The 24,644-nt window shown below is 65.3% G+C and carries 23 protein-coding genes; 10 read left to right on the top strand and 13 right to left on the bottom strand.

Going from position 1 to position 24,644, the window contains the following annotated elements:
* Positions 1-182: 182 nt before the first annotated feature.
* A complete protein-coding gene (gene rnr, locus AAFM92_12620) occupies positions 183-2,417 on the bottom strand; it encodes a ribonuclease R (GenBank protein ID MEL7301219.1) in 2,235 nt (744 codons plus the stop codon).
* 154 nt (positions 2,418-2,571) lie between these two features.
* Positions 2,572-3,414 (bottom strand): phosphoserine phosphatase SerB, encoded by an 843-nt coding sequence (gene serB, locus AAFM92_12615; protein ID MEL7301218.1) that lies wholly within the window; start codon positions 3,412-3,414, stop codon positions 2,572-2,574.
* A gap of 186 nt (positions 3,415-3,600) precedes the next feature.
* Here serB and AAFM92_12610 point away from each other — a divergent pair, with 186 nt between their 5' ends.
* From AAFM92_12610 to AAFM92_12600, 3 genes are read left to right on the top strand one after another with little or no spacing between them, the layout of a single operon-like run.
* Positions 3,601-4,755 (top strand): phosphoserine transaminase, encoded by a 1,155-nt coding sequence (locus AAFM92_12610; protein ID MEL7301217.1) that lies wholly within the window; start codon positions 3,601-3,603, stop codon positions 4,753-4,755.
* A 53-nt stretch (positions 4,756-4,808) separates the two neighbouring features.
* Positions 4,809-6,407, top strand: a complete 1,599-nt coding sequence (gene serA / locus AAFM92_12605) for a phosphoglycerate dehydrogenase (protein ID MEL7301216.1) — start codon at positions 4,809-4,811, stop codon at positions 6,405-6,407.
* Positions 6,404-7,144 (top strand): metallophosphoesterase family protein, encoded by a 741-nt coding sequence (locus AAFM92_12600; protein MEL7301215.1) that lies wholly within the window; start codon positions 6,404-6,406, stop codon positions 7,142-7,144. The genes serA and AAFM92_12600 overlap by 4 nt, the downstream gene beginning before the upstream one ends.
* Here AAFM92_12600 and AAFM92_12595 read toward each other — a convergent pair.
* The 5 genes from AAFM92_12595 to AAFM92_12575 form a co-directional block, all read right to left on the bottom strand.
* Positions 7,119-7,340, bottom strand: coding sequence for a hypothetical protein (locus tag AAFM92_12595; protein ID MEL7301214.1), 222 nt, complete (start codon positions 7,338-7,340; stop codon positions 7,119-7,121). The two genes, AAFM92_12600 and AAFM92_12595, sit on opposite strands and share 26 nt — an antisense overlap.
* A 6-nt stretch (positions 7,341-7,346) precedes the next feature.
* On the bottom strand, positions 7,347-8,597 hold the full coding sequence (gene fahA / locus AAFM92_12590) for a fumarylacetoacetase (protein MEL7301213.1): 1,251 nt from the start codon (positions 8,595-8,597) through the stop codon (positions 7,347-7,349).
* Positions 8,598-8,709: 112 nt separating this feature from the next.
* Complete coding sequence (locus AAFM92_12585) at positions 8,710-8,895, bottom strand: hypothetical protein (GenBank protein MEL7301212.1); 186 nt, start codon at positions 8,893-8,895, stop codon at positions 8,710-8,712.
* A gap of 376 nt (positions 8,896-9,271) precedes the next feature.
* Positions 9,272-10,297: an L-threonine 3-dehydrogenase gene (gene tdh / locus AAFM92_12580; GenBank protein MEL7301211.1), complete on the bottom strand. Its 1,026-nt coding sequence runs from the start codon at positions 10,295-10,297 to the stop codon at positions 9,272-9,274.
* Between the two features lie 17 nt (positions 10,298-10,314).
* The gene (locus AAFM92_12575) at positions 10,315-11,499 is read right to left on the bottom strand and encodes a glycine C-acetyltransferase (GenBank protein MEL7301210.1); all 1,185 of its coding nucleotides are present in this window, start codon (positions 11,497-11,499) and stop codon (positions 10,315-10,317) included.
* 152 nt (positions 11,500-11,651) lie between these two features.
* On the opposite strand from AAFM92_12575, the gene AAFM92_12570 reads away from it, so the two are divergent.
* Positions 11,652-12,827: an acetyl-CoA C-acyltransferase family protein gene (locus AAFM92_12570; protein ID MEL7301209.1), complete on the top strand. Its 1,176-nt coding sequence runs from the start codon at positions 11,652-11,654 to the stop codon at positions 12,825-12,827.
* A 42-nt stretch (positions 12,828-12,869) separates the two neighbouring features.
* Here the strand turns inward: AAFM92_12570 and yaaA are convergent, their stop codons facing one another.
* From yaaA to AAFM92_12555, 3 genes are all read right to left on the bottom strand, one after another.
* Complete coding sequence (gene yaaA / locus AAFM92_12565) at positions 12,870-13,658, bottom strand: peroxide stress protein YaaA (GenBank protein MEL7301208.1); 789 nt, start codon at positions 13,656-13,658, stop codon at positions 12,870-12,872.
* Positions 13,659-13,691: 33 nt separating this feature from the next.
* The gene (recQ, locus tag AAFM92_12560; protein ID MEL7301207.1) at positions 13,692-15,725 is read right to left on the bottom strand and encodes a DNA helicase RecQ; all 2,034 of its coding nucleotides are present in this window, start codon (positions 15,723-15,725) and stop codon (positions 13,692-13,694) included.
* 147 nt (positions 15,726-15,872) lie between these two features.
* Positions 15,873-16,160, bottom strand: a complete 288-nt coding sequence (locus AAFM92_12555) for a YggT family protein (protein ID MEL7301206.1) — start codon at positions 16,158-16,160, stop codon at positions 15,873-15,875.
* A gap of 109 nt (positions 16,161-16,269) precedes the next feature.
* On the opposite strand from AAFM92_12555, the gene AAFM92_12550 reads away from it, so the two are divergent.
* From AAFM92_12550 to AAFM92_12530, 5 genes are all read left to right on the top strand, one after another.
* Positions 16,270-16,806 (top strand): acyl-CoA thioesterase, encoded by a 537-nt coding sequence (locus AAFM92_12550; GenBank protein ID MEL7301205.1) that lies wholly within the window; start codon positions 16,270-16,272, stop codon positions 16,804-16,806.
* 69 nt (positions 16,807-16,875) lie between these two features.
* On the top strand, positions 16,876-18,297 hold the full coding sequence (locus AAFM92_12545) for an MFS transporter (protein ID MEL7301204.1): 1,422 nt from the start codon (positions 16,876-16,878) through the stop codon (positions 18,295-18,297).
* Positions 18,267-19,208 (top strand): penicillin-insensitive murein endopeptidase, encoded by a 942-nt coding sequence (gene mepA, locus AAFM92_12540; protein ID MEL7301203.1) that lies wholly within the window; start codon positions 18,267-18,269, stop codon positions 19,206-19,208. Before AAFM92_12545 ends, mepA begins: the two co-directional genes overlap by 31 nt.
* A 110-nt stretch (positions 19,209-19,318) precedes the next feature.
* On the top strand, positions 19,319-19,948 hold the full coding sequence (locus tag AAFM92_12535) for a queuosine precursor transporter (protein ID MEL7301202.1): 630 nt from the start codon (positions 19,319-19,321) through the stop codon (positions 19,946-19,948).
* A gap of 261 nt (positions 19,949-20,209) precedes the next feature.
* Positions 20,210-20,905 (top strand): SDR family oxidoreductase, encoded by a 696-nt coding sequence (locus AAFM92_12530; protein ID MEL7301201.1) that lies wholly within the window; start codon positions 20,210-20,212, stop codon positions 20,903-20,905.
* A 94-nt stretch (positions 20,906-20,999) separates the two neighbouring features.
* Here the strand turns inward: AAFM92_12530 and AAFM92_12525 are convergent, their stop codons facing one another.
* Positions 21,000-21,728 carry an MBL fold metallo-hydrolase gene (locus AAFM92_12525; protein MEL7301200.1) on the bottom strand — a complete coding sequence of 243 codons (729 nt, stop codon included), beginning with the start codon at positions 21,726-21,728 and terminating at the stop codon, positions 21,000-21,002.
* A gap of 21 nt (positions 21,729-21,749) precedes the next feature.
* Here AAFM92_12525 and AAFM92_12520 point away from each other — a divergent pair, with 21 nt between their 5' ends.
* Complete coding sequence (locus AAFM92_12520; GenBank protein ID MEL7301199.1) at positions 21,750-22,862, top strand: pyridoxal phosphate-dependent aminotransferase; 1,113 nt, start codon at positions 21,750-21,752, stop codon at positions 22,860-22,862.
* Here AAFM92_12520 and mgrA read toward each other — a convergent pair whose 3' ends face one another.
* Both mgrA and AAFM92_12510 read right to left on the bottom strand, forming a co-directional pair.
* Positions 22,863-23,894 (bottom strand): L-glyceraldehyde 3-phosphate reductase, encoded by a 1,032-nt coding sequence (mgrA, locus tag AAFM92_12515; GenBank protein ID MEL7301198.1) that lies wholly within the window; start codon positions 23,892-23,894, stop codon positions 22,863-22,865. It abuts the gene before it with no gap.
* Positions 23,891-24,574 carry a D-lyxose/D-mannose family sugar isomerase gene (locus AAFM92_12510; protein ID MEL7301197.1) on the bottom strand — a complete coding sequence of 228 codons (684 nt, stop codon included), beginning with the start codon at positions 24,572-24,574 and terminating at the stop codon, positions 23,891-23,893. Before AAFM92_12510 ends, mgrA begins: the two co-directional genes overlap by 4 nt.
* Between the last annotated feature and the right edge of the window lie 70 nt (positions 24,575-24,644).

The raw sequence follows: 24,644 nt of genomic DNA, 5'->3' as shown, positions 1-24,644 counted from the left end.
TCTCTCCGCCCTTTGCGACTGGGTCGATGGGCCCAGAGTGGCGGCACCGGCGCAGGCGGCCAACACCAATAGTGCAAGGAGGGCGAAAACGCTACGCATGAGGGGCCTCGGCACCACGGGAACTGGGCTCACGTTAGGCCCGCACGCGCCTCCTGTCAGCGGCGATCATGGCGCTCGGCGCGTTATCGCTTGCGCCGGGTGACCTTGCGCACCTTCGCGCTCTTCTTCTTGGCGACACGCATCTTGCGCTTGGGCGGTTTCGCGCGGCGCTGGGGCCCGCGCGTGAGCGGCGCGCCCTCGATGTCGAGCATCTCGAGGATGAGGCCACCGGTCACCGGCGTGGCCTCGGCCAGGCGCACCGTTGCACGCTGCCCCAGCCCGATCTCGCGGCCAGTGTCAGAGCCCGTGAGCGTGAGCGCGTCGGCATCGTAGTGGAAATACTCCGCGCCGAGGTCCCGGATGGGCACGAGCCCGTCCGCCCCAGTCTCGTCGAGCTTCACGAAGACGCCGAAACGCGCGATGCCAGAGATCCGCCCGGTGAATTCGTTGCCAACCCGCTCGCTCAGATAGGACGCGAGGTAGCGGTCCGTCGTGTCGCGCTCGGCCAGCATGGAGCGGCGCTCGGTCTCGGAGATGTGCTCGGCGGTGGCCTCGCGGCGTTCGATCTCGTCTTGCGAAAGCCCGTCCTCGCCCCAGCCATGGGCGGTGATGAGTGCGCGATGGACGATGAGGTCGGAATACCTGCGGATCGGCGACGTAAAATGTGCGTAATGGCTCAACCCCAGCCCGAAATGCCCGTAATTCTGCGGCGCGTAATAGGCTTGCGTCATGGAACGAAGCGTGGAGGTGTTGATCATCTCCGCGAACTCCGTACCCTCCGCTTCCGCCAGGAGGCGGTTCAGATGCCGCGTTTGCAACACCTGCCCCTTGGCCAGTGGCAGTCCCACGGAGCCCGCCGTCTCCCGCAGCGCTTCGAGCTTCTCCGGAGACGGCTCCTCATGGACGCGGAATAGGAGAGGCACGCGTTTCTCGCTCAGCGTCTTCGCCGCGGCCACATTGGCGAGCACCATCATCTCCTCGATGAGCCGGTGGGCATCGAGCCGCTCGCGAAAGGCCACCGTCGTGACCTTGCCCGTGTCCGAGAGCTCGATATGCCGCTCTGGCAGATCGAGATCGAGCGGCTGCCGCGCCTCGCGCGCGCGCACCAGCGCAGCATAGGCGGCGTAGAGCGGCTTCAGCACCGGCTCGAGCAGGTCTTGCGTCCGCGCATTGGGCGCGCCATCGATCGCCGCCTGCACCTCCCCGTAGTGGAGGGCCGCAGGGCTTTTCATGAGCCCCCGCGTGAAGCGACTGCCCAGAAGCGCGCCGTCGAGCGAGATCTTCATCTCCACGGCGAGGCAGGCGCGCGTCACCCCCTCGTGCAGCGAGCAGAGATCGCCGGAGAGGATGTCGGGCAACATCGGCACAACACGATCCGGGAAGTAGGTCGAATTCCCGCGCTTGCGCGCCTCTCGGTCGAGCGCAGAGCCGGGGCGTACGTAATGCGCAACATCCGCGATGGCGACCCAGATGGTAAAGCCGTGCTCGGCCGCGAGCGCGCAGACCGCGTCGTCATGGTCCCGCGCATCGGCGGGATCGATCGTGACGAGCGGCAAGTGGGTCAGGTCCTCCCGGTCGCCCAGGGCGACGGGCTCGGCCGCGTCGGCCTCTGCCATCGCATCGTCGGGGAAGGCGTCGGGGATGCCGTGATGATGGATGGCGATGAGCGAGACAGCCTTCGGCGCCGACGGGTCGCCCAGTCGGGAGACCACGCGCGCCTTTGGCAGGCCCATTCGCCCCTTGGGCCCGGCCTGCTCGGCTTCCACGAGCTCGCCGTCCCGCGCGCCGCCCGTGGCGCCCGCGGGCACGATCCACTCGCGGTCCTGCTTCTTGTCCACGGGGACGACCCGCCCGCCCTCGGATCCCTGCCGGAAGACCCCGAGGATGCGCCGCGGGTTGGCACCGATCTTCCGGATCAGCCGCCCCTCGTAGTGATGCTCCTCGCCCTTCACCTCCGAGAGCCGCGCGAGGATGCGGTCGCCTTCGCCCAGCGCGGGTTCCGAGGCGCGCTGCACCATGAGCACGCGAGGCTCCGGCCCCTCGCCGCCCAACTCCATGGGCCGGGCAAAGACGTCCCCGTCGGCATCGGGCGCCTGCACGAGCAGCACCGCCACTGGCGGCAGCCTGTCGGCGTCGCGGTAGCTCTTCTTCCGCTTGGCGAGGTGCCCCTCGTCCTCCAGCTCGCGGAGAATGCGCTTCAGGTCGATCCGCGCCGCGCCCTTGATGCCGAAGGCCTTGGCGATATCGCGTTTCGAAGCTTCCTTGGGATGGGCGGAGATCCAATCGAGGATCTCGTCACGCGTCGGTATCCTGCTCATGGGCGGAGGCCTATCACGGCCGCCACGGTGCCGAAAGCAGAGACCACACGGGCGACAGGCGCAGGCGCGCGCGCAGCGCGCCGCCGAAGGCCGAAGCCTTCCAGGCTGAGGGGGAGGTGGGCGGGACCCGTTCCGAAAAAGGCGCGGGCGCCGGTCAGGGCGTGATGAATTCCGCGCGCGGGATGCCCTGTAGGAAGAGGAGCGCCGTGAGGTCGCCGTGGTTCACCCGCACGTTACACCGCGCCTGCACCGAGGGCTTGGCATGGAGCGCCACACCGAGCCCCGCGCGCCCGAGCATCGCAAGGTCGTTGGCCCCGTCGCCCACCGCCAGCACTTCGTCGGGCGTGAGCCCGAGCCGCGCCGTGATCTCCTCGAGGGCCGTCACCTTCGCCTCCTGCCCGAGCACGGGCTTTGCGACGGCGCCGGTGAGCGCGCCGTCCGCGTGGAGCAGCACGTTCGCGCGGCTCTCGTCAAAGCCGAGCGCCGCCGCCACACGCCCCGTGAAATAGGTGAACCCGCCGGAGACGAGCGCGGCGTAGGCCCCCCGGGCCTTCATGGTCGCCAAAAGCGTGGCACCGCCGGGGGTAAAGCGGATGCGCTCCTCGAAAACAGTCTCTAGCGCGGCCAAAGGCAGCCCTTCGAGGAGCGCCACGCGCGCGTCGAGCGCTGCCTCGAAGTCGAGCTGCCCGTCCATGGCGCGCGCGGTGATCTCGGCCACCGCGTCGCCGATCCCGAAATGGGCGGCCATCTCGTCGATGCATTCCTGCTGGATCATGGTCGAATCCATGTCCGCGAGCAGCACACGCCGCGCGCGCGGCCCGCCGGGGAGCGCGTTGACATCCACACCCTCGGGCCCGAGCGCCTCGCGCACGCCCGCGGGCAGGACGCCCTCCACCAGCGCCGCCTCACCGTCGGACAACCACGTCACCGGCCCCGGCACCTCTGCGAGATGGGCCGCCGTGAGCCCCCCGGGCTTGGCAATCATCGATACTGTCATGACCCGCGCCATACTCAGCCCCGCACGGAGCGCCAAGGGGAAACGGGGAAACGAGGTTTCCGATCCGCGCGCGCCACGGGCGAAGCCCCTGCATTTTCCGCATTGCAGCGCGCGCGGGCTCTCCGTACACCCGGCGGTGGGACAGCCCTCCCCAACGAGGGCCGCATATCTGTAAGGGTAACACCGATGGCTCATGAAGCACCGGCCGCGCGGCCGCAAAACGCGCGCTTTTCCTCTGGCCCCTGTGCCAAGCCCTCCACTTTCAGTCTCGACAAGCTCGCCGACGCGCCCCTTGGGCGCTCGCACCGCGCCGCGTTGGGCAAGGCGAAGCTCAAGGCCGCCATCGAGCGTACCCGCACGCTCCTCGGCGTGCCGGACGACTACAAGGTGGGCATCGTGCCGGCCTCCGATACCGGCGCCTATGAGATGGCCATGTGGACGATGCTGGGGGAACGCCCGGTGGAGATGGTCGCATGGGAAAGCTTCGGCGCGGGCTGGGTCACCGACGCAATCAAGCAGCTCAAGATCGACGCCCATGTCCACACCGCCGATTACGGCGAGATCGTCAACATGGCCGCCCTCGACTACGACAAGGACGTCTGCTTCACCTGGAATGGCACGACCTCCGGCGTCCGCGTCGCCAGCGGTGACGTGATCCCGGCGGATCGCGCGGGCCTCACGGTCTGCGATGCCACTTCCGCCGCCTTCGCCATGGAGCTGCCATGGGACAAGCTCGATGTGACGACCTTCAGCTGGCAAAAGGTGCTCGGCGGGGAAGCGGCCCACGGCATGCTTATCCTGAGCCCCCGCGCGGTGGCGCGGCTTGAGAGCTACACGCCGCCCTGGCCGTTGCCAAAGGTCTTTCGCCTAACGAAAGGCGGCAAGCTCATCGACGGAATCTTCGAGGGGGCCACGATCAACACGCCTTCGATGCTCTGCGTGGAGGATTACCTCCATTGCCTCGACTGGGCCGAGAGCGTGGGCGGTCTGCCCGGCCTCGTGAGCCGCGCGACACTCAACGCCAAGACCGTGTGGGACTTCTGCGCCGCGCGGGACTGGATCGACAATCTCGCCACCGACCCGTCCACCCGCTCCACGACGAGCGTGTGCCTGAAATTCACCGACAGCCGGATTGTGGATGGCGCCGCTTTTGCCAAGGCCGTCGCCAAGCGGCTCGAGGCCGAGGGCGCGGCCTATGATATCGGCGCCTACCGAGACGCGCCCCCAGGCCTGCGCATCTGGTGCGGATCGACCGTGGAGACGTCGGACATCGAGGCGCTCCTGCCCTGGCTCGACTGGGCCTTCCACGCCGAAATCTCCGCTCAATCGCAAGCCGCCTGACCCATTAGCGCCCACGAATTATTGCAAAAATTCGTGGCACCCCAAGGACATCCATCATGCCCAAAGTACTCGTCTCCGACAAACTCTCGGAAACCGCCGTCCAGATCTTCCGGGACCGCGGAATCGACGTCGATTTCCAGCCCGACCTCGGCAAGGACAAGGAAAAACTCCTCGAGGTCATCGGCCAATATGACGGCCTCGCCATCCGCTCGGCGACGAAGGTCACCGAGAAGGTGATCGCCGCCGCGACCAACCTCAAGGTCATCGGCCGCGCCGGCATCGGGGTTGACAACGTCGATCGCGACGCCGCCTCGAAGGCCGGGATCATCGTCATGAATACACCCTTCGGCAACATGATCACCACGGCCGAGCACGCCATCGCCATGATGTTCGCCGTGGCGCGCCAGATCCCCGAGGCCTCTTCCTCCACCCATGCAGGCAAGTGGGAGAAATCGAAGTTCATGGGGGTCGAACTCACGTCGAAAGTGCTCGGCGTCATCGGCGCGGGCAATATCGGCGGCATCGTCTGCGACCGCGCAAAGGGCCTGAAAATGAAGGTGATTGCCTATGATCCCTTCCTGTCGGAGGAGAAGGCCTCGAAGATGGGGGTGGAAAAGGTGGAGCTCGAGGAGCTTCTCGGTCGCGCCGATTTCATCACGCTCCATGTCCCAAAGACCGAGCAGACCGCCAACATGATCACCGCCGATCGGATCGCGATGATGAAGAAGGGCGTGCGCATCATCAACTGCGCCCGCGGCGGCCTGGTGGACGAAGACGCCCTCGCTGAGGCGCTGAAGTCCGGCCACGTGGCCGGGGCCGCCTTCGACGTCTTCGCCGTGGAGCCCGCCACGGCCTCGCCGCTCTTCAACCTGCCCAACGTCGTGGTCACGCCCCATCTCGGCGCCTCCACGACCGAGGCACAGGAGAACGTGGCGCTCCAAGTGGCCGAGCAGATGTCGAACTACCTCCTCGACGGGGCCGTGGAGAACGCGCTCAACATGCCGTCGATGACCGCCGAGGAGGCCAAGGTCATGGGGCCCTGGGTCGCGCTCGCCGGCCATCTCGGCAGCTTCATCGGCCAGCTAACGGACGAAGGCATCAAGGCCATCAACATCCTCTACGACGGCGCCGTCGCACAGATGAACCTCCCCGCGCTGAACTGCGCCGTGATCGCCGGGATCATGAAGCGCGCGAACCCGGACGTGAACATGGTCTCGGCCCCCGTCATCGCCGAGGAGCGGGGGGTCAACATCTCAACCACCAACCAGGCGAAGTCCGGCGTCTTCGATGCTTATATCAAGGTCACCGTCGTCACCGACAAGCGCGAGCGTTCCGTGGCAGGCACGGTCTTCTCCGATGGGAAGCCCCGCTTCATCCAGATCAAGGGGATCAACATCGACGCCGAAATCGGGCGGCACATGGTCTACACGACCAACGAGGACGTCCCCGGCATCATCGGTACATTGGGCAACACCATGGGCCAGAACGGCGTGAACATCGCGAACTTCACCCTCGGCCGGAACGAGGCCGGGGGGCAGGCCATCGCGCTTCTCTACGTCGACGAGGCCGTCAAGCCCGAGGCACTCGGAGCCCTGCGGCAGACGGGCATGTTCGGCACCGTGTCCACGCTGGAGTTCGACGTCGCCTCATGACGATCTACGCAGTCGGCGACATCCACGGCCACATCGAGAAGCTCGATCACGCGCTGGCCCTGATCGAAGCCGACGGGGGCCGTGACGCCGAGGTCGTGTTTGTCGGCGATTACATTGATCGCGGCCCCGACAGCCGGGCCGTGATCGAGCGGCTGGCCACGGGGCAGGCCAAAGGGCGCCGGTGGACATGCCTCAAGGGCAACCATGACCGCCTCATGGAGTGGTTCTTCCACCCCGATGGCCCGAAACAGGATCCGCATATCCTCGTGGGCTACCACTGGCTCCACAAGGCCTTCGGCGGAGCAGAGACGCTGGCCTCCTACGGTGTGGACGTGCCCGAGCGCATCCGGCTCGGTGATCTCGCGGCGCGGGCGCGCAAGCACGTGCCACAGGATCACATCGCGTTTCTGAGGGGCCTCCCGCTGTTTCACGAGGCAGGGCCGCTCCTCTTTGTCCACGCGGGCATCCGGCCTGGGGTCCCGCTCGCCGAGCAGGCAGAGAACGATCTCGTCTGGATCCGCGACGGTTTTCTCGATGACGAGACGGTCCATCCTCACCTCGTCGTTCATGGCCATACACCCGTCGAGACCCCCACCCATTTCCGGAACAGGGTCGCCATAGACAGCGGCGCCGCGTTCGGGCGCCCGCTCGTACCCGTGGCCTGCGAAGGTCGGGAAATCTACGCGCTCACGGAGGCCGGGCGCGTGGCCCTCACAGCTCGCGGTAGTCCCGCTTGAGAAGCTTCCAGCCCGAATGGGCGACGAGGAAGACGCCGAAGATCGTGCCGAACAGGATCGACTCGGACGTGATGATGCCCTCGGGCATCCCGTTGGCCAGGAGCGCGTAGCTCACGAGCGCGAGGATGAACGCGCCGCTGACGGCCCGGAAGATATACTCGCCCCGCGTGGGCCCGAATTTTCTCTTCTTGCTCATGAGCTCTCAAGTGGAGCGGTCCCACGGATCGTCCAGCGCCGGGAGCAACTTGCCGCGGGCTTCGCCAAAGCCGACCCTGTATCCATCGCCCTGCGCCGCGCCGCGCAGCACGATCTCGTCCCCGTCCTCTAGGAAGTGCCGCGGGCCGGCATGTGTCTCCAAAGGCAGCTCACCATTCCAACTCAGCTCGAGCATACAGCCGCGATTTTCGCGCTCCGGGCCGGAGACGGTGCCGGAGCCGAGCAGATCGCCGATGCGCATCGGGCATCCGGAGGAGGCATGGTGCGCGAGCTGCTGCGACGATGACCAGTACATCTCGGCATAGTTCGTACGCGTGAGCGTGGTCCTTCCGCCGTTCCGCAGCAGGTCGACCTCCAGCGCGATATCAAAAAGGGTCGGCGCCAACTCCTCGAGGTGCCGCAGGACGGGGACCTCGCGCTCTGGCACTGCGCGCCGGAAGGGAGCGAGGGCCTCGGCCGGTACGATCCACGGCGAGATCGTCGTCGCGCTCGCCTTGCCCTGGAAGGGGCCGAGCGGCTGATACTCCCAGGCCTGAATGTCCCTGGCGGACCAATCATTGAGCAGCACGTAGCCGAAGATCGCGGCATCGGCTTCCGCAACGGAGAGCGGGCCGGAGGACGCCGCGCCGACGACCGCGCCAAGCTCCAGCTCGAAGTCAAAGCGCTCAGACGGTGCCAGCCGCGGGCCATCCTCGCCGCGCAGCTGCCCCCAAGGGCGCGGGATGTCCGTCCCGCTCAGGACCACCGACGACGCGCGGCCATTGTAGCCGATGGGCATGGTGAGCCAGTTCGGCGGAAGCGCATGCTCCGCCCCTCGGAACATCGTGCCGACGTTCGTGGCGTGGTGCTTTGATGCGTAGAAATCCGTGAACTCTGCCAGCTCAAACGGCATGTGCAGCGCGACTTCTCGGCGGGGCAAAAGGTACTCCCCCAGGGTATCATGTTGCGCATGGCCCGCGCTCAAAAGCCCCGTCATCTCTTCCCGAAAGGCGCGCCAGGCTCCTCGCCCCAGCGCCATGAACGCATTCCAGGACGGGACGGCAAAGACAGCCGCATCGACCGATGACACGTGCCCGTCTCCAGCGAGCGCCGTGACGTCGAGAACGTCATCGCCGATGGCGAGGCCGCAATGGCGCGCGCCGCCGCCGAGCGAGAAGACTCCGTGGGGCAGGTTGTTCAGGGGAAAGTCCGTATCGGCGCGGTTTGCGCTCTCCACCCAGGACGGCGCGAGGCTCACTTTCTCTTGGTCCGCTTCTTCTTGATCCGCGGCCCGGGCCGCCCGATCACGAGCAAGAGGCTGAGCCCGGACAGGCCCAGCAGGATGAGCACGAGCACGATCTGCCCGAGGGTCACGTGTCGCCGCCGGGGCCGGGATCCCTGTAGATGGGAGGGTCTTGGCCCGGGATGAAGCGATGCGGCTTCCTGCTCTGCCGATACCAGTCGCGCAGGATGCCGGGCACCTGGGAGAGTGCGACCAGCACGAGGAGGCCGAGAAGCCAGCCCGCAACGCTTACCTCGGACAGGATCTCGATCATGGCGTGCCAGCCCGTTTGAGGGATGTGTCCAGCGACTTTTCACGGCTGAAGGCACAGATTTTCGGAGACCTGTCCTTCCGCGGCGCGCGCGCGTTCGATTCCGTTTTGGGGTGGCGGCACGTAACCCGCAATGCGCCTAAAGTCCCGCCGTGGCGACCCGGCGCTGTGAATCGTCGATGCTCAGATGGATGGTCCGTCATGGCTGCCTCCTCATAAAGAATATCGCCGCGCCAGAAAGCCGGTCAAGCGAGCGGGCCGACTTGCCGCTCATCACCCGTCGCATGCGTCCCGCGTGTCTAGAATCGTTGCACGTGAGAAAGGCCGCGAGACGCGCGGCAACGGCGCAGACACACACGACACCCTTTGAAGGCGTCTCTCAGGTCCAGTCCAACACGACCTTCCCGGAGCTGCCGCTCTTCATGACGGCAAAACCCTCCGCGAAACGATCCGCGGGGAAGCGGTGGGTGATGACGCGCGTGACGTCGAGCCCGTTCTCGAGCATGGCGATCATCTTGTACCACGTCTCGAAGATCTCGCGCCCATAGACGCCCTTCAGCGTGATGGCCTTGAAGACGATACGCGACCAATCCACCGGGCTCTTTCCCGGTGGAATGCCCAGAAGCGCGATGCGCCCGCCCATCACAAGCGCCTCAACCATCTGATCGAGGGCGCGCTGGTTTCCAGACATTTCGAGGCCCACGTCGAAGCCTTCCTTCATCCCCAGCGCGCCGATCACGCTGCGCAAGTCTTCCTCGGACGCGTTTACGGGCCTCACATCAGCGACCTGTCCGGCGAGGGCGAGGCGCTCAGGATTAATGTCGGTGATGACGACGTGGCGGGCTCCGGCGTGACGCGCAACGGCCGCCGCCATGATGCCGATCGGCCCTGCCCCGGTCACAAGCACGTCCTCGCCCAGAAGATCGAAGCTGAGCGCCGTGTGGACGGCATTCCCCAGCGGATCGAGAATGGCGCCCATCTCGTCGGAGATGCTGTCCGGCAAGGGCACGACGTTGAAGGCCGGTAGTCGGAGGTATTCGGCGAAGGCGCCCTGCTCGTTGACCCCGATGCCACGCGTGGCCGGGTCGAGATGAAACCGCCCCGCCCGCGACTGCCGGGAGGTCGTGCCGATGAGGTGGCCTTCACCGCTCACGCGCTGCCCCAGGCTCAGCCCCGTGACCTGCGCGCCGATCTCGACGACTTCACCGGCGAATTCATGGCCCGTGATGAGCGGGACGGGGACGGTTGACGCCGCCCATTCATCCCAGTTCCAGATGTGGATGTCCGTGCCGCAGATGCCGGTGGCCCGGACGCGGATCAGCACTTCCGACGGCCCGATCTCGGGCACCGGGTGCCGGCCCATGACCAGCCCTGCCTCTGCACGGGCCTTTGATAGAGCCTTCATCGTCCCGTTCGCCATACTCATGCCGCCAAGACCTTCAGCTCCTGCGCCGCCTGCTCGAACGCGGCAAGACCGGCATCGAGATCCTCACGATCAAGCGCTGCGTTCATCTGTGTCCTGATGCGCGCCTGCCCCTTGGGCACCACGGGATAGAAAAAGCCGGAGACATAGACGCCGAGCTCGAAGAGACGCGCGGCCATGTCCTGGGCAAGCTGTGCCTCGCCGAGCATGACCGGGATAATCGGATGTTCGCCGGGGAGGAGGGTGAAGCCACGCGCCTCAAGCCCCGACCGCCAGTAAGCAGCGTTCTCGAAGAGACGCGCCCGGAGATCATCGCCCGCCTCGACGAGATCAAGCGCTTTGAGCGACGCAGCGACGACGGCGGGTGGCAGAGCATTCGAGAAAAGGTAAGGCCGCGCCTTCTGCCGCAGCATCTCGATGAGCGGCGCCGGGCCGGCCACGTAGCCGCCCATTGCACCGCCCAGCGCCTTGCCAAGAGTACCCGTGAGAAGCGTCACCTCGACGCCATGATGGGCGTGGGTTCCTTCGCCCCTCGGCCCAAGGAACCCAGTCGCGTGGCAATCGTCCACCAGTGTCATCGCGTCATAGGCCTCTGCGAGCCGCGCGATCTCCGGCAGATTGGCGATGGTGCCGTCCATGGAGAAGACGCCGTCTGTGACGATGATCCGGAAGCGTGCATCTCGCGCCGCCTGCAGCTGGCGCTCCAGATCGGCCATGTCGTTGGTCTTGTACCTGTATCGCTGCGCCTTGCAGAGGCGGATGCCATCGATGAGCGAGGCGTGGTTGAGCGCGTCGGAGATGATTGCATCCTCTGGCCCGAAAAGCGGCTCGAACACACCGCCATTGGCATCAAAACAGGCGGCGAAGAGGATCGCGTCTTCCATGCCGAGATAAGCGGCCAATCGTGCCTCGAGCTCTGCATGAAGCTCCCCTGTCCCGCAGATGAAGCGAACCGAGGCCATGCCATACCCGCTCTCTTCCAGCGCGCCCGTGGCGGCGGCGGTGAGCTCTGGATGATCTGCCAGGCCAAGGTAGTTGTTGGCGCAGAGGTTGAGCATCTTGCGCCCGCCCACCTTGATGTGCGCGCCTTGCGGGCCCTGGATCGGCCGCTCCACCTTCAAGAGCCCCTCCGCCGCGATACCAGCGAGTTCTGCCTCGATATGGGCGCGGAATCGATTGCTCATGTCTCTCTCTCCTCACGCCCACCATGGCCGAGCGCGCGCGCCAAAGCACGCCCCAGCCGACCCCGAGCGTCGGATTTTGACCTTCCGTCGTGTCCCGCGCCCCTTCCCCTGCCCCCCGCTAGAAGGCAGAACGCGGCAAAAGGGAGATAGCCATGACAGATATCGTGATCCTCGGCGGCGCGCGCACCGCAATCGGAACTTTCGGAGGAAGCTTCGCGGGCACGCCGCCCATCGAGCTCGGCGCGGCCGCCATCAAGGAGGCGCTGAACCGCGGCGGCGTCGACGCAGGGCAAGTGGGCACCGTCGCCATGGGCCACGTCATCAACACGGAACCGCGCGATATGTATCTGAGCCGCGTGGCTGCCATGGATGCCGGGACGCCCGAGACCGTCCCGGCAATGAACGTCAATCGCCTGTGCGGCTCTGGGCTTCAGGCCATCGTGTCTGTCACGCAGTCTCTGATGCTCGGCGACGCGGATTTCGGCGTCGCGGGAGGCGCGGAGAATATGACGCGATCGCCGTTCATCGTGCCCTCGCAACGCTGGGGCGCGAAGATGGGCGACGTGAAGACGCTGGACATGATGCTCGGCGCGCTGAACTGCCCCTTTGGCACGGGCCACATGGGCGTGACTGCGGAAAACGTCGCCGCCGAACATCAGATCACCCGGGAGGATCAGGATCGCTTCGCCCTCACGAGCCAGGAGCGCGCCGCGGCTGCGCAAGATGCTGGACACTTCGACAGTCAGATCGTGCCCGTCGAGGTGCGCGTGGAGCGCGACATGGTCCCCTTCGCGCGGGATGAGCACACAAAAGCGACAAATGCCGAGGCCCTCTCAGGCCTGCGCCCCGTCTTCCAAAAGGACGGCACGGTGACCGCGGGCAACGCCTCGGGCATCAATGACGGGGCTGCGGCCATCGTCCTGGCCCGCGCCGAGGCGGCGGAGGCGGCGGGCCTCACGCCGAAGTTTCGCGTTCTGGGCTATGGTCACGCGGGCGTACGGCCAGAGGTCATGGGCGTGGGCCCGATCCCCGCAGTGCGCAATCTCCTTGAGAAGACGGGGCTCACGGCAGCTGATTTCGACGTCATCGAGTCGAACGAGGCATTCGCGTCCCAAGCCATCGCGGTGAACAAGGAGCTCGGCCTCGATCCCGCGAAGGTGAACCCCAATGGCGGGGCGATCGCCCTCGGGCACCCCGTGGGGGCAACCGGTGCCATCATCATGGTGAAAGCGATGTATGAGCTCGAGCGCATCGGCGGCTCGAAGGCGCTCTGCACCATGTGCATCGGTGGCGGGCAGGGGATCGCCGTGGCCATTGAGCGGCTCTGACAAAGGGGCGCGCGGGACAGGTCGAGGCGTCCCGCGCCTCCGTTAGGCGGCTTGGGCCGGGTCCGGGTAGGGCCGCGAAAAGGCCATCGTGCCCCTCTCGCTGCGGCTCGCATCGAAGCGGTACCCGCCGAGATCAAAGTCCTTCAGACCGTCCGTTGAGGTGAGACGATTCTGCACGATGAAGCGCGCGAGCGCGCCGCGTGCGCGCTTGGCAAAGAAGCTCACCATTTTCGCCTGTCCGTCTTTTTCTTCGTAGAAAGCGGGCGTCACCACGGGCAGCTTCAGGGCCTTGAGGTCGACTGCCCCGAAATACTCCTGGCTCGCGCAATTCACGAGCACCTCGGCACCGACCCCTTCGGCCTGCGACCTTAGGGATTTCGCGATTTCTCGTCCCCAGTACTCGTAAAGGGATGCGCCCCGGCGGGTCTTGAGCTTCGAGCCCATCTCGAGCCGGTAGGCCTGAATTTCATCGAGCGGCCTCAGGGCGCCGTATAGCCCCGAAAGTATGCGGAGATGGCTCTGTGCAAAGCGGAGATCGTCCTCATCGAGCGTCCGCGCTTCGAGCCCCTGATAGGTGTCACCGGCAAAGGCGAAGGCCGCGGGCCGAAGCGCGTCCGCGTCAGGCTCGGCCGAAAACGCCTTGAAGCGATCCCGATTGAGCCGGGCCAGATCGTCGGAGAGGTCCATGAGCTCACGAAGTCCGCCCAGCGTCAGGTTACGCGCCGTCTTGGCCAGGCTCAGCGCCTCGGCCTCGAATTCCGGCCTGGTCAGATCGGATCGCGGCACGTCAGACCAGTCGAGGCGTTTTGCGGGCGAGATGACAACGAGCATGAGGCTCCTCCTTTGAACCAGACGTAGGGGGGCTTAGGAGGCCTTCAACACATCGAGAAAGGCATCGCCGAAGCGCTCGGCCTTCGTTTCTCCCACGCCCTGGATGCGCGCAAGTTCGTCGCGCGATTGCGGCCGCCGTTCGGCGATCTGGCGCAGGGTCGACGCGCTGCAGCTCATGGGCTTTTCCGTTCCCATGGGCCCGTATTGAAGGTCTGACTGCGCCGCGAGGAGACGATCATAGACTTCGCCCTCCGCGCGTCCCGCGAGCTTGCGGCGCGTGGGATGCATTTCCGGCGCGTCATCGGCGATCACAGAGAGGAACTCTCGCCCGTATCGCTCCAGCTTCTTGGCCCCGATGCCATTGATCCCCGCCATCGCGTCGAGGCTGGTCGGCCGGGCCTCCGCCATCTCGATGAGCGTCCGGTCGTTGAAGATCACGTAAGCTGGCACCTTCGCGGCCTCGGCCAGCGCTCGGCGCTTCGCCTTCAGGGCCGCAAGGAGCGGAGCAGCATCCTCGCTCACGAGGCTTCTGGGCTCCGGGCGGCCCTTGGCGGCCCGAATGGTATCGAAGCGGAGCTGGATCTCTTCCTCGGCCCGCAGGATCGGTCGCGCGCGGTCGGTCATGCGCAGCGCGCCGTAGCGCTCCGGGTCCGGTCGCACGAGGTCGTGCCCCATCATCTGCCGGAAGATCGCCTGCCATTGCGGCTTCGTCCATTCCCGGCCGACCCCGAAGGTCGGCAGGTCGTCGTGACCTTTCTGGCGGATCTTGTCCGTCTGGGCCCCGAGGAGGATGTCGATCAGGTGTCCGGCGCCGAAATACTCGCCCGTGCGGAGGATCGCCGAAAGCGCCATGCGCACGGGTGTCGTACCGTCCGCGACCTCGGCTGGCTTGTCGCAAAGATCGCATTGGCCACAGGTGGCGGGCGCATCGCCGAAGTATTCGAGCAGCTTGGCCCGCCGACAGGTGAGCGCCTCGGCAAGGCCGAGCAGGGCGTTGAGCCTCGCGTGATCCGCTGCCTTCCGCTCTACCGGGGCGAGCCCTTCGTCGATCTGGTTGCGTCGCAGCGCGATATCCGAGGGGCCAAAGAGCGTGAGCGTCTCCGCCGGCGCGCCGTCCCGGCCCGCGCGCCCGATCTCCTGGTAGTAGGCCTCGATCGACTTTGGCAGGTCGGCATGGGCCACCCAGCGAATGTCCGGCTTGTCGACGCCCATCCCGAAAGCGACCGTCGCCACAACGATGAGCCCATCTTCCCGCTGGAAGCGTGCCTCCACGATCCGGCGATCCTCTGCCTCCATCCCGCCGTGATAGTGACAGGCCGCGTGTCCTTCGGCGCGCAACGCCTGAGCCAAGGTCTCTGTTTTCGCCCGGGTGCCGCAATAGACGATGCCCGATTGCCCCTTGCGTGCTGCGGCGAAGGCGAGGATCTGCTCGCGCGGCTTTGTCTTCGGCTGGAAGGCGAGGTGCAGGTTGGGCCGGTCAAATCCATGGAGGAAGGTGCGCGGCTCTGCCCCGCCAAAGAGCTTTTCGACGATCTCGGCGCGCGTCTCCGGGTCCGCGGTGGCCGTGAAGGCAGCCAAGGGCACGCCGAGCGCCTGCCTGAGCTCGCCCACGCGCAGGTAGTCCGGGCGGAAATCATGGCCCCACTGGCTCACGCAATGCGCCTCATCGACGGCAATCATCGAGACACCTATGCGCCGGAGCATGCCGAGCGCGGAGCCCGCCGCCAGACGCTCAGGCGCAATGTAGAGAAGCTTGAGGCGACCGGCTTCGAGAGCCTCCCAGACCTCAGCCGTCTCTTCCTCGGTGTTGCCGGACGTTAGCGCGCCGGCCTCAACGCCCGCCTCCTGCAGCCCGCGCACCTGGTCACGCATGAGCGCGATGAGCGGCGAAATGACCACCGTGACCCCTTCTCGCTCGAGGGCGGGCAGTTGGAAGCAGAGCGATTTCCCCCCGCCGGTGGGCATGATCGCGAGCACGTCTTCACCGGCCGTCACGGCACGCGCGATGTCCTCCTGCCCGGGGCGGAAGGCATCGAATCCGAAGACGTCACGGAGGGTGTCGTGCACGGGAACCTGTCAGATGTGATTTAAACTGCTCTTTCCTGACGGTCCCACATTAAGAATCCCTGAACAAGAGCGCGGGGATCGACACGCGCGCAAAAGCGCCCTCAAAGGCGCTTTCATGCAGTTGCGAAGCCTCATAGAGGGCTTTGCCTAGATGAAGGCGCTCGCGTTGTTCGTCAGGATGATCCGAAGAGCATAGATCAGGAGCAACGCCACCAGAGGCGCGAAGTCGAGACCACCGCCCGACGGGATCACACGGCGAATGGGCCCGTAGAGCGGCTCAAGGATGCGCTGCAGCCCGTACCAGATCTGCGCCACCAGCTGCTGGCGGACGTTCAACACGTTGAAGCTGATGAGCCAGCTCATGATGAAATGGGCGAAGATGAAGAACGTCGCCACGTCGAGCAGCAGCATTATGATCTGGAAAAGGCTGGTCATCTGGATCTCCAAAGTCGTGCGCTGCATCTAGGGCGCGGGCCAGAGGCGCACAAGCAGCTTCCGTCACGGCACGGTTGACGCGCGCGTCATCGATTGCACCTAGGGCGACATGTATCCTTGGCTTCGCTTCGTTCGCACCATGGTCACCGGCCGCAGGCTGGCCCCCATGCATGTCCTCGATACGCATGTCTCCCAGCACCGCGTCTCGCTTCTGGATTGCGACATGTTCGGCGAGATGAACAATGGCCGGATCCTGACGATCTTCGAGTTCGGAAGATGGCAGCTTTCCTTGCGCACAGGGCTCTGGACCGCATTGAGCAAGCGTGGCTGGGGCTTCGCCGTCGCCGGGGCGTCGGTCAGGTATCGCAAGCGCCTCGTTCCTTTTGAGCGGTTCGAGATGCGGACGCGTGTTCTCGGCTGGGACGCGCGCTTCATCTATGTCGAGCAAGCCATGTTCAAGCGCTCGGGAGAATGCGCCAACCACTGCCTTTTTCGCACGGCCATCGTCTCGAAAGGCAAGGCCGTGATGACCGATGACGTTATCGAGATCATGGAAGGCGTGGACGCATCTCCTCCTCTGCCGGACTGGGCCGAGGCATGGATAGAGGCTGACAGGCAACGCCCCTGGCCCCCGATGCAGACCTGACCACCGGTTTTTTCTTGCCGGGTGAGCCCCGCCGCGCGCTAATGGCCGAAAAGCCATGGGGAGAGCGGTATGGCCGACGTCAGCGTCAGGAAGCGCATTTGGGGCTGGATGGCCTTCGACTGGGCCACGCAGCCCTTTTACACGCTCGGCCTCACATTTATCTTCGGACCCTATTTCGCGGGCGTTCTGGCGGATTTCTTCCTGTCGAGCGGCGCGACTGAACAGGCCGCTGACGCGGACGCCCAGTCGATCTGGTCACTGGGCCAGACGGTGGCTGGCCTCTTCATCGCGTTCACGGCCCCGGTTCTCGGAGCATACGCTGACAGCACCGGACGGAGGCTGCCCTGGATGATCGGGTTTTCGATCCTTTACGTCGTCGGGGCCTGGTCGCTTTGGTACATGGTGCCAGACGGCTCGAACTGGCTTTTCTGCCTGCTCATGTTCTCCGTGGCCTTCATCGCCGCCGAATATGCGCTCATCTTCACCAACGCGATCCTGCCGTCGCTCGGCACCCAGGAGGAGATCGGAAAAATCTCGGGAGACGGCGCGGCGCTGGGCTACTGGGGTGGGGTGCTTTCGCTCTTCATCATGTTGATCTTCTTCTTCGAGATCTCGGGCGGGCAGACCCTCCTCGGCAATCCGCCGCCCTTCGGCCTCGATGGCAGCCAGAGCGAGGGCACCCGCGCGGTGGGGCCCTTTGTGGCGCTCTGGTTCGTCGTGTTCATGATCCCCTATTTCGCCTTCGTGCGAGAGGGCCCGCCCAACCGAGGCGGCAGCCTCAAGGGCGCGATCGCAGACCTCAAGCAAAGCCTGCGCGGGGTCGTGGGCCGCCGGAGCCTCCTCAACTTCCTCCTGTCCTCCATGTTCTACCGCGACGCGCTCGGCGCGCTCTACACCTTCGGCGGCGTCTATGCGCGGCTCGTCCTGAATTGGACGCTCGAACAGATCGCCGTCTTTGGCATCATCGCGGCCATCACCGCCGCCATCGGCACGCAGATCGCGGGCCGCTTCGACCGGGCAAAAGGGCCACGGCCGGTCATCATGGTCTGCATCTGGACGCTGATCGCGGTGAGCGCCACGATCATCGGCATGGCGCCCGGCTCGTTCTACGGGATCGCGCTCCCGGACACGCCGCTCCTGTCACTGCCCGTGCTCGGAGACCTCTTCATCCCCGACGTCTCGCTCTACATCTGCGGCTCGCTCATCGGCGCGGCCGGCGGGGGCATCTATTCCGCGTCCCGGTCCATGATGGTCCGCCACACCCATCCCGAGCGTCCGACGGAGGCGTTCGGTCTCTTCGCGCTCTCGGGGAAAGCCACCGCCTTTCTCGCACCCGGCCTCATCGCCCTTTTCACATGGCTGCTGCAGGATGCGCGGCTGGGCTTCACGCCGGTGATCGCGCTCTTTCTTTTGGGGCTCTTCTTGCTACGCTGGGTGCAACCAGAGGGAGACCAAGACGAATGGTCCAAAGACGCCATCCCCGTTCCCTGATCGCGGCGGCCCTGCTTGCCCTTTTCGCCTGCGGCCCCTCGGAGGAGGAGGCCGCGGCTGAGCCGCAAGCCGCGCCCGAAGCCATGGCCCGCGTGGCGACTCTGGCCACATCGGGCCCCGCGAAAAACCTCTTCGGCGCGGAGCCGCGCGGCTCCCAGCAGGCGCCACAAGCCATCGGAGGCTATGCGCGCGGCTGTCAGGCGGGCGCTGTGCAGCTTCCTGAAACAGGACCCACTTGGCAGGCCATGCGGCTCTCCCGGAACAGGAACTGGGCGCAGCCCGTCACGATCGACTACGTAAAGGACCTCTCCCAGCGCGTCGCCCGCCTTCCTGGCTGGGAGGGCATTTATGTCGGTGACATGAGCCAGCCACGCGGCGGGCCGATGCTGACCGGGCACCGCTCACATCAGTCTGGCCTCGATATCGACATATGGATGCTTCCCCCCGCGCGGCTCGACCTCTCTGTGTCAGAACGGGAAAGCATCTCGTCGATTTCGATGCGGCGGAATGCGGGCGCGTTCGTGAATGACCGCTGGACACCCCAACATCGCGAGGTGCTCAAACTCGCCGCCTCTGATCCACGGACGGCACGGATCTTTGTCTTCCCGGGGGCCAAGGTGGACATGTGCAATGCCGAGACGGGCGACCGAAGCTATCTGCGCAAGATCCGGCCCTGGTGGGGCCACCACTATCACTTTCACGTTCGGCTGAATTGCCCGCGGGGCGATACGAACTGCACGTCCCAGACCCCGCCACCGCCCGGAGATGGCTGCGCCGAGGCGCAGGGCTGGGTGGACCGCATTCTCAACCCGCCACCGCCCGACCCGAATGCGCCCGCGCCGCAGCCGCGCAAGGAACTCGTGCTGGCCGATCTGCCGCAGCAATGCGCGGCCGTGCTTGCCTCGCGGTAAAGCCTGCATCACCTCCTCCGAGCTTGCCAAGGTCGCAGTGCGGCATTAGGACACGCGCGCCGCCATCAGGCGGCCAAGTTCCGCAACCTTGTAAAAACGGGCTCTGACAAATGGACCGCTCCCACATTCCCGGCATTCTTGCCATGGCCGCCATCGTGCTGGCCTCCAACATCCTCGTACAGTTTCTCTTCGGGAATTGGCTCACTTGGGGCGCGTTCACGTACCCGCTCGCCTTTCTCGTCACCGACCTGATGAACCGATTCTACGGGCCCCGCGCCGCGCGGCAGGTGGTGATCGTGGGCTTCATCGTCGGAATCTTCTGCTCCCTCGTGGGGACGCAGATCATGGGCGAGTTCGGCCCGCTCGTGACCTTCCGAGTGGCCCTTGGCTCCGGCCTTGCATTCCTCACCGCGCAGCTCGTGGACGTGGCCGTCTTTGACCGGCTCCGCGACGGGCGCTGGTGGCGCGCACCCCTCGCCTCCACGCTGATCGGATCGACGGTCGATACGGCGATTTTCTTTACCATCGCGTTCTCGGCACTCCTGAACGGCATGGAGCCTGACAACATGCCCGTCTGGGCGCAGGAGGTGCTTCCGCTTCTCGGCTTTGGTCCGGAGGCACCGCTCTGGGTGTCGCTTGCCGTGGCGGATTGGGGCGTGAAGCTTTCGCTCGCGATGATCGCTCTCGTGCCATTCCGCCTGATTGTTCAGCGCCGCGCTGCGTCACAAGAAACCGCCTGAGCCTTTTGATTGACATTTCGCAGGACGCGCCTTTCTTTCAAGGCATAGGCGAAACATTCAGAAAGGAGGTGATCCAGTGTCGATGAAGGTTCTGGAGAAAGCGGTCGGGACAACTGGGGAGGCGCGCCTCTAAGGCAACCCTCGGCGGCTGCGCCGCCCCAGCTGGCAACGGTCACTAACCGGCCCTGCCTCCGCAAACTTCGAAGGGCCACTCCGTTTCGCCGGGGTGGCCCTTTTCCGTTTCCCGTATAGGGTCGCGCCATGAAGATAGCAGTCGTCACAGGCGCAGCGGGCGGGCTCGGCTCCGCCATCGCAGAAGCCCTCGCCCCGTCACACAACGTCATCGGCCTCGATCTGAAGCACTCGAATACGGCTGAGCCCATCACGGTGGACCTCACCGATGCGGACGCCATCAAAACCGTTTTCGACGGCATCTCGGATCGGCACGGCGGCCTCGACGTGCTCGTCAACAACGCGGGCACATGCTTCATGTCCGATTTCCCCGATATCCCCGCCGCCGAGTTCGAGGCACAGATGGCGGTCAACTTCTCCTCCATGTTCCATTGCTGCCAGGCCGCCGTGCCGCTCATGCTGGGCCGCGCGGGAGTGAAGAAGATCATCAACATCTCTTCGAACGGCGCCTACAATTTCGATGTCTTCGACCCGCCCCATTACCGGGCGTCGAAGGCCGCCATGGACACCCTCACAAAAGACCTCGCGCGCCGCTATGCACGCGACAGGATCGCGGTGAACTCCATCGCACCTGCCATGACGGAAACCCCGCTCTTCGGCGTGCTCGATGATGCGACGCTGGAAAAGGCCATCTCCGCCATGCCCCACGGTGAGGCGATGCGGCCCGAGCAGATCGCCGGCTGGGTCGCCCATCTCGCTGGCCCGATGGGGGATGTCTCTTCGGGCAACGTCATCATTCTCAACCAGGGGCGGGACGTGCGGTGAGGCCCGCAACGTCGACAAGGACCGAGCTTCTTTGTGCCCCGTACCTCGGGGAGCGCGAGAGGCTGGCCCCTCGCTCCCGCTCTCACGGGAAGCGCTAGCGGTAGCTTTGAGGCGCCTTCCTCAATTCCGACCATTGCTCAGGTCCGTGACCATAGATCGCCAGGTCATGCTCGAGCGCGAGGAGGCGCTTGGCATGGTGCAACGCTTGCTCTGCATCCCATGCCCCTGCGAAGCGCTCCTCGAGTTCTGAGGGCCTCGAGATCGCATCCGAGAGCCAAAGCACTCGGCCTGTCTCGGGGAGCGTGATCAGAAACGCGAGCTGCCCGGGCGCATGGCCCGGACAGAGGAAGGCGTCGAAGCCGTGTCCGATGTTGCTGTCCCCGGCGACCACCAACCAATCCCGGTCGGGCCAATCCCAAGGTTGGCCGCCTGACCAATAGAGAGGCTTCGGCAGCTCGATTTCCGGGCGGGAGATGACGGTCGGCACATCCTGGAAGTCGAAGATCGCGCCTATGTGGTCGATATGCGTATGCGTGATGATGAGAAGGTCGATCTCTTCCACCCCACACAGGGCAAGCTGGGCGGCGGGCAGGTTCTCCTCTCCCACGCTCAGGACATGACCAAAACTGTCGAGCCCATCCTCCGTCCCCGCCGCGGGATCGCGCGCATATTTCGCGGGAAGCCCGGTATCGATCAGCACGCGCTCGCCCGCATCCGTGACAACAAGCGCGCCCATGAGCCCGATATCCCGTGGCCCCTCGTGGACATGGAAAGTGCCGTAGTCCAACACTGTCAGCGAAATGGGGCGACCCTTCAGGAACATGGGGCGAAGGGACGGCGCGGGATGCACAAAGTCAAGATACACACCCTCTTCGAATACCTGCTCGAGACGACGGCGGCCGAGCCCCAGGCCTTTGTCGGTTTCTCGCTCGCAGAGCCGCCGCGGCTTGGCGAGTTTCTCGGAGAGCTCGACCCCGACCTGCCCCTGGACTGGAACGGTCAGGATTTCCGAGGCCTGCCTGCGCTTCGGCGGCACGTGCTGGATCGCGCAGGCCTCGACTTGCCGCTCGACAGCGTCCTCATCACGGCAGGGGCCGCGGAAGCAAACTATCTCGCCTTGAGGCAGCTTGTCGGGCCGGGGCAGAAGATCGTCACCGAGACACCGGGCTGGCCACAAGTCGGCGTCATGGCTGACGCCATAGGAGCAGAGCTCGTGAGCGTGCCGCGCGATGAAACCGCCGGCTGGGCGCTGGACCTCGACGCCATGGCAGAGGCAGCGCAGGGCGCAGCGCTCATTTTCCTGACCAATCCAAACAACCCGACGGGTCGGATGATCCCAACGGTTGAGCTGGAGAAAATCGTCTCTATTGCAGCTAAAAACGGCGCGTGGCTGCTCGTAGATGAGTGCTATGCAGGTCTGGAATGGGCCGGGCCGCGCCCAGCCTCGGTGGCCGGGTTATACGAAAAAGGGATCACGACGGGTTCGGTCTCCAAGGCCTTGGGGCTTCAGGGCCTTCGTACCGGCTGGATGGTTTCCCAGGACACCGACGCCATACGGGACGCTTTCATCCTGCGTGAGAACAGCTCCGAGATCATGAACATCATGGGCGAGGTCATCGCCGAGATCGCCATGCGCCCGGACCGCTATGCGGCGAAGCTGGAGACCGTGCGCGCAGATGCGCTCGCCACGTTGCGCGTCCTCGATGACTTCGTCGGCCAAGAGCCGAAGCTCTCATGGCAGAAGCCCGAGGCCGGTCTCATCGGGCTTGCAAAACTCAGCGGTATCGACGGAGACGACTTCGCCCGTCAGCTCCTTGCGGACCCGTATCGAACGTTCCTCCTGCCGGGTTCTTCCTACGGGCGACCCGGTCACATCCGCATCGGGGTGGGTGGCGGTGAAGCGGCAAAGCTCGCGCTCGGCCTCGACCGCATGAGCGCCTTGCTCAAGACACTCTGATCATTCCGTCTCTGACGAGCGCGCCCACAGGTTGATGGGTTGATCCTTGGCCACCTTGTCGATCTCGGCGAGCTCCTCCGCCGTGAATTCGAGGTTGCCCACGGCACCCACGCATTCCGTGATTTGCTCGGGCTTCGAGGCACCGATGAGCGCGGTCGTGATCCCCCCGTCGCGCAGGACCCACGCAATCGCCATCTGCGCCAGGGACTGCCCTCGCGCTTCCGCGATCGACGTGAGCGCACGAATACTGTCCCGAACGCTGTCGGTATACGTTTCCGGGTCGAGCGATTTGCCCTGCGTCGCCCGGCTCCCCTCTGGGATCCCGTTCAGATACTTCTTGGTCAGCAGGCCCTGCGCGAGCGGCGTGAAGGCAATGGAGCCGACGCCCAGCTCGTGGAGCGTGTCTTTCAGCCCGTCCGTCTCAACCCACCGATTGAGCATGTTGTAGGACGGCTGATGGATGAGGCAGGGCGTGCCCAGCTCTTCGAGGATCGCCACGGCCTCGCGCGTGCGCTGCGAGTTGTAGCTCGAGATCCCGGCGTAGAGAGCCTTGCCTGAGCGCACGATCTGATCGAGCGCGCCCATGGTCTCTTCGAGAGGTGTCTCGGGATCGAAGCGGTGAGAATAGAATATGTCGACGTAATCGAGGCCCATGCGCTTCAGCGACTGATCGCAAGAAGCGATCACGTATTTGCGGCTGCCCCACTCTCCGTAAGGCCCTGGCCACATGTCATACCCGGCCTTGGAAGAGATGATAAGCTCGTCCCGGTAGCCCCGGAAATCGGTGGCGAGGAAGCGCCCGAAGAATTCCTCCGCCGACCCTGCTGGCGGGCCGTAATTGTTGGCGAGATCGAAATGCGTGATGCCGGCGTCGAAGGCCGTGCGGCACATGTCGCGCTTCACCGCGTCGGGCGTGTCCTCTCCGAAGTTGTGCCATAGACCGAGGGAGACGGCGGGAAGTTTCAGGCCGGACCTACCGCATTTGCGATAGACCATCGTGTCGTAGCGGTCGGGGGAAGGCGTGTAGGTCATAGCCAAGTGTCATAGTCCGAGACGAGGAGGTGGGAAGGATCGGTGTCCTCTTTAACTGTCGAAAAGCGTCCTATCGGGGCGCGAAAAATGTTGTCCGTTCGATCATTGTTCACGTTCGACACCTCGACGATCAGCACCTTGCCACCATCTCCCCAGAAGGCGTGCCATGTATGCGGCTCGAGCGTTACTGACTCGCCCGGTTTCAGGCGCAGGTGCGCGCCCCCGGCCAACGACAGCTGACGCCCATCGCTCACGACCTCGACCGGGGCGCCTTCGTCCACCTGGCCCGCGCCGTCATCCTTGAAGAGCTCGAGCACGAGATCCCCCCCGCCGCGATTGATGATGTCTTCTGTCTTGGTGACATGGCGATGCATGGGGCTGATCTGGTGCTCCCCCGCGATCATCACCTTCTCGGCGTAGAGCATGCCACGCCCACTTTGAATGTTGGATTGGAGCCCGTTGCGCGTGGTGAAGAGGAAAAGACCGAGCTCTTCGAATTTCCCCTCTCCATAATCCGTGATGTCCCAACCGAGGAAACGCTCCCGGATCGAGGGGGCGTGGGCGACGTGGGCCTTGAGCTCTGCCGGAGAGAGATAGGCGAAGGGCGGCAGGTGCACGCCATGGGACCGGATGAACGCATTCGACTCGGCGATGATCTCGTTGACTGTGGATCTGAGCATGATGAGCCTCCTTCCTCGCAAGCCTGCGGGAGCCGCGCTGCCGCCGCAAGCCGGTTTCCACCGGCACGGG

The sequence above is a fragment of the Pseudomonadota bacterium genome, assembly GCA_038533575.1.
Lineage (GTDB): Bacteria > Pseudomonadota > Alphaproteobacteria > Rhodobacterales > Rhodobacteraceae > Shimia_B.
Note: the sequence above shows the minus strand (reverse complement) of the source record. Positions and strands in the feature narration are given on the sequence as shown.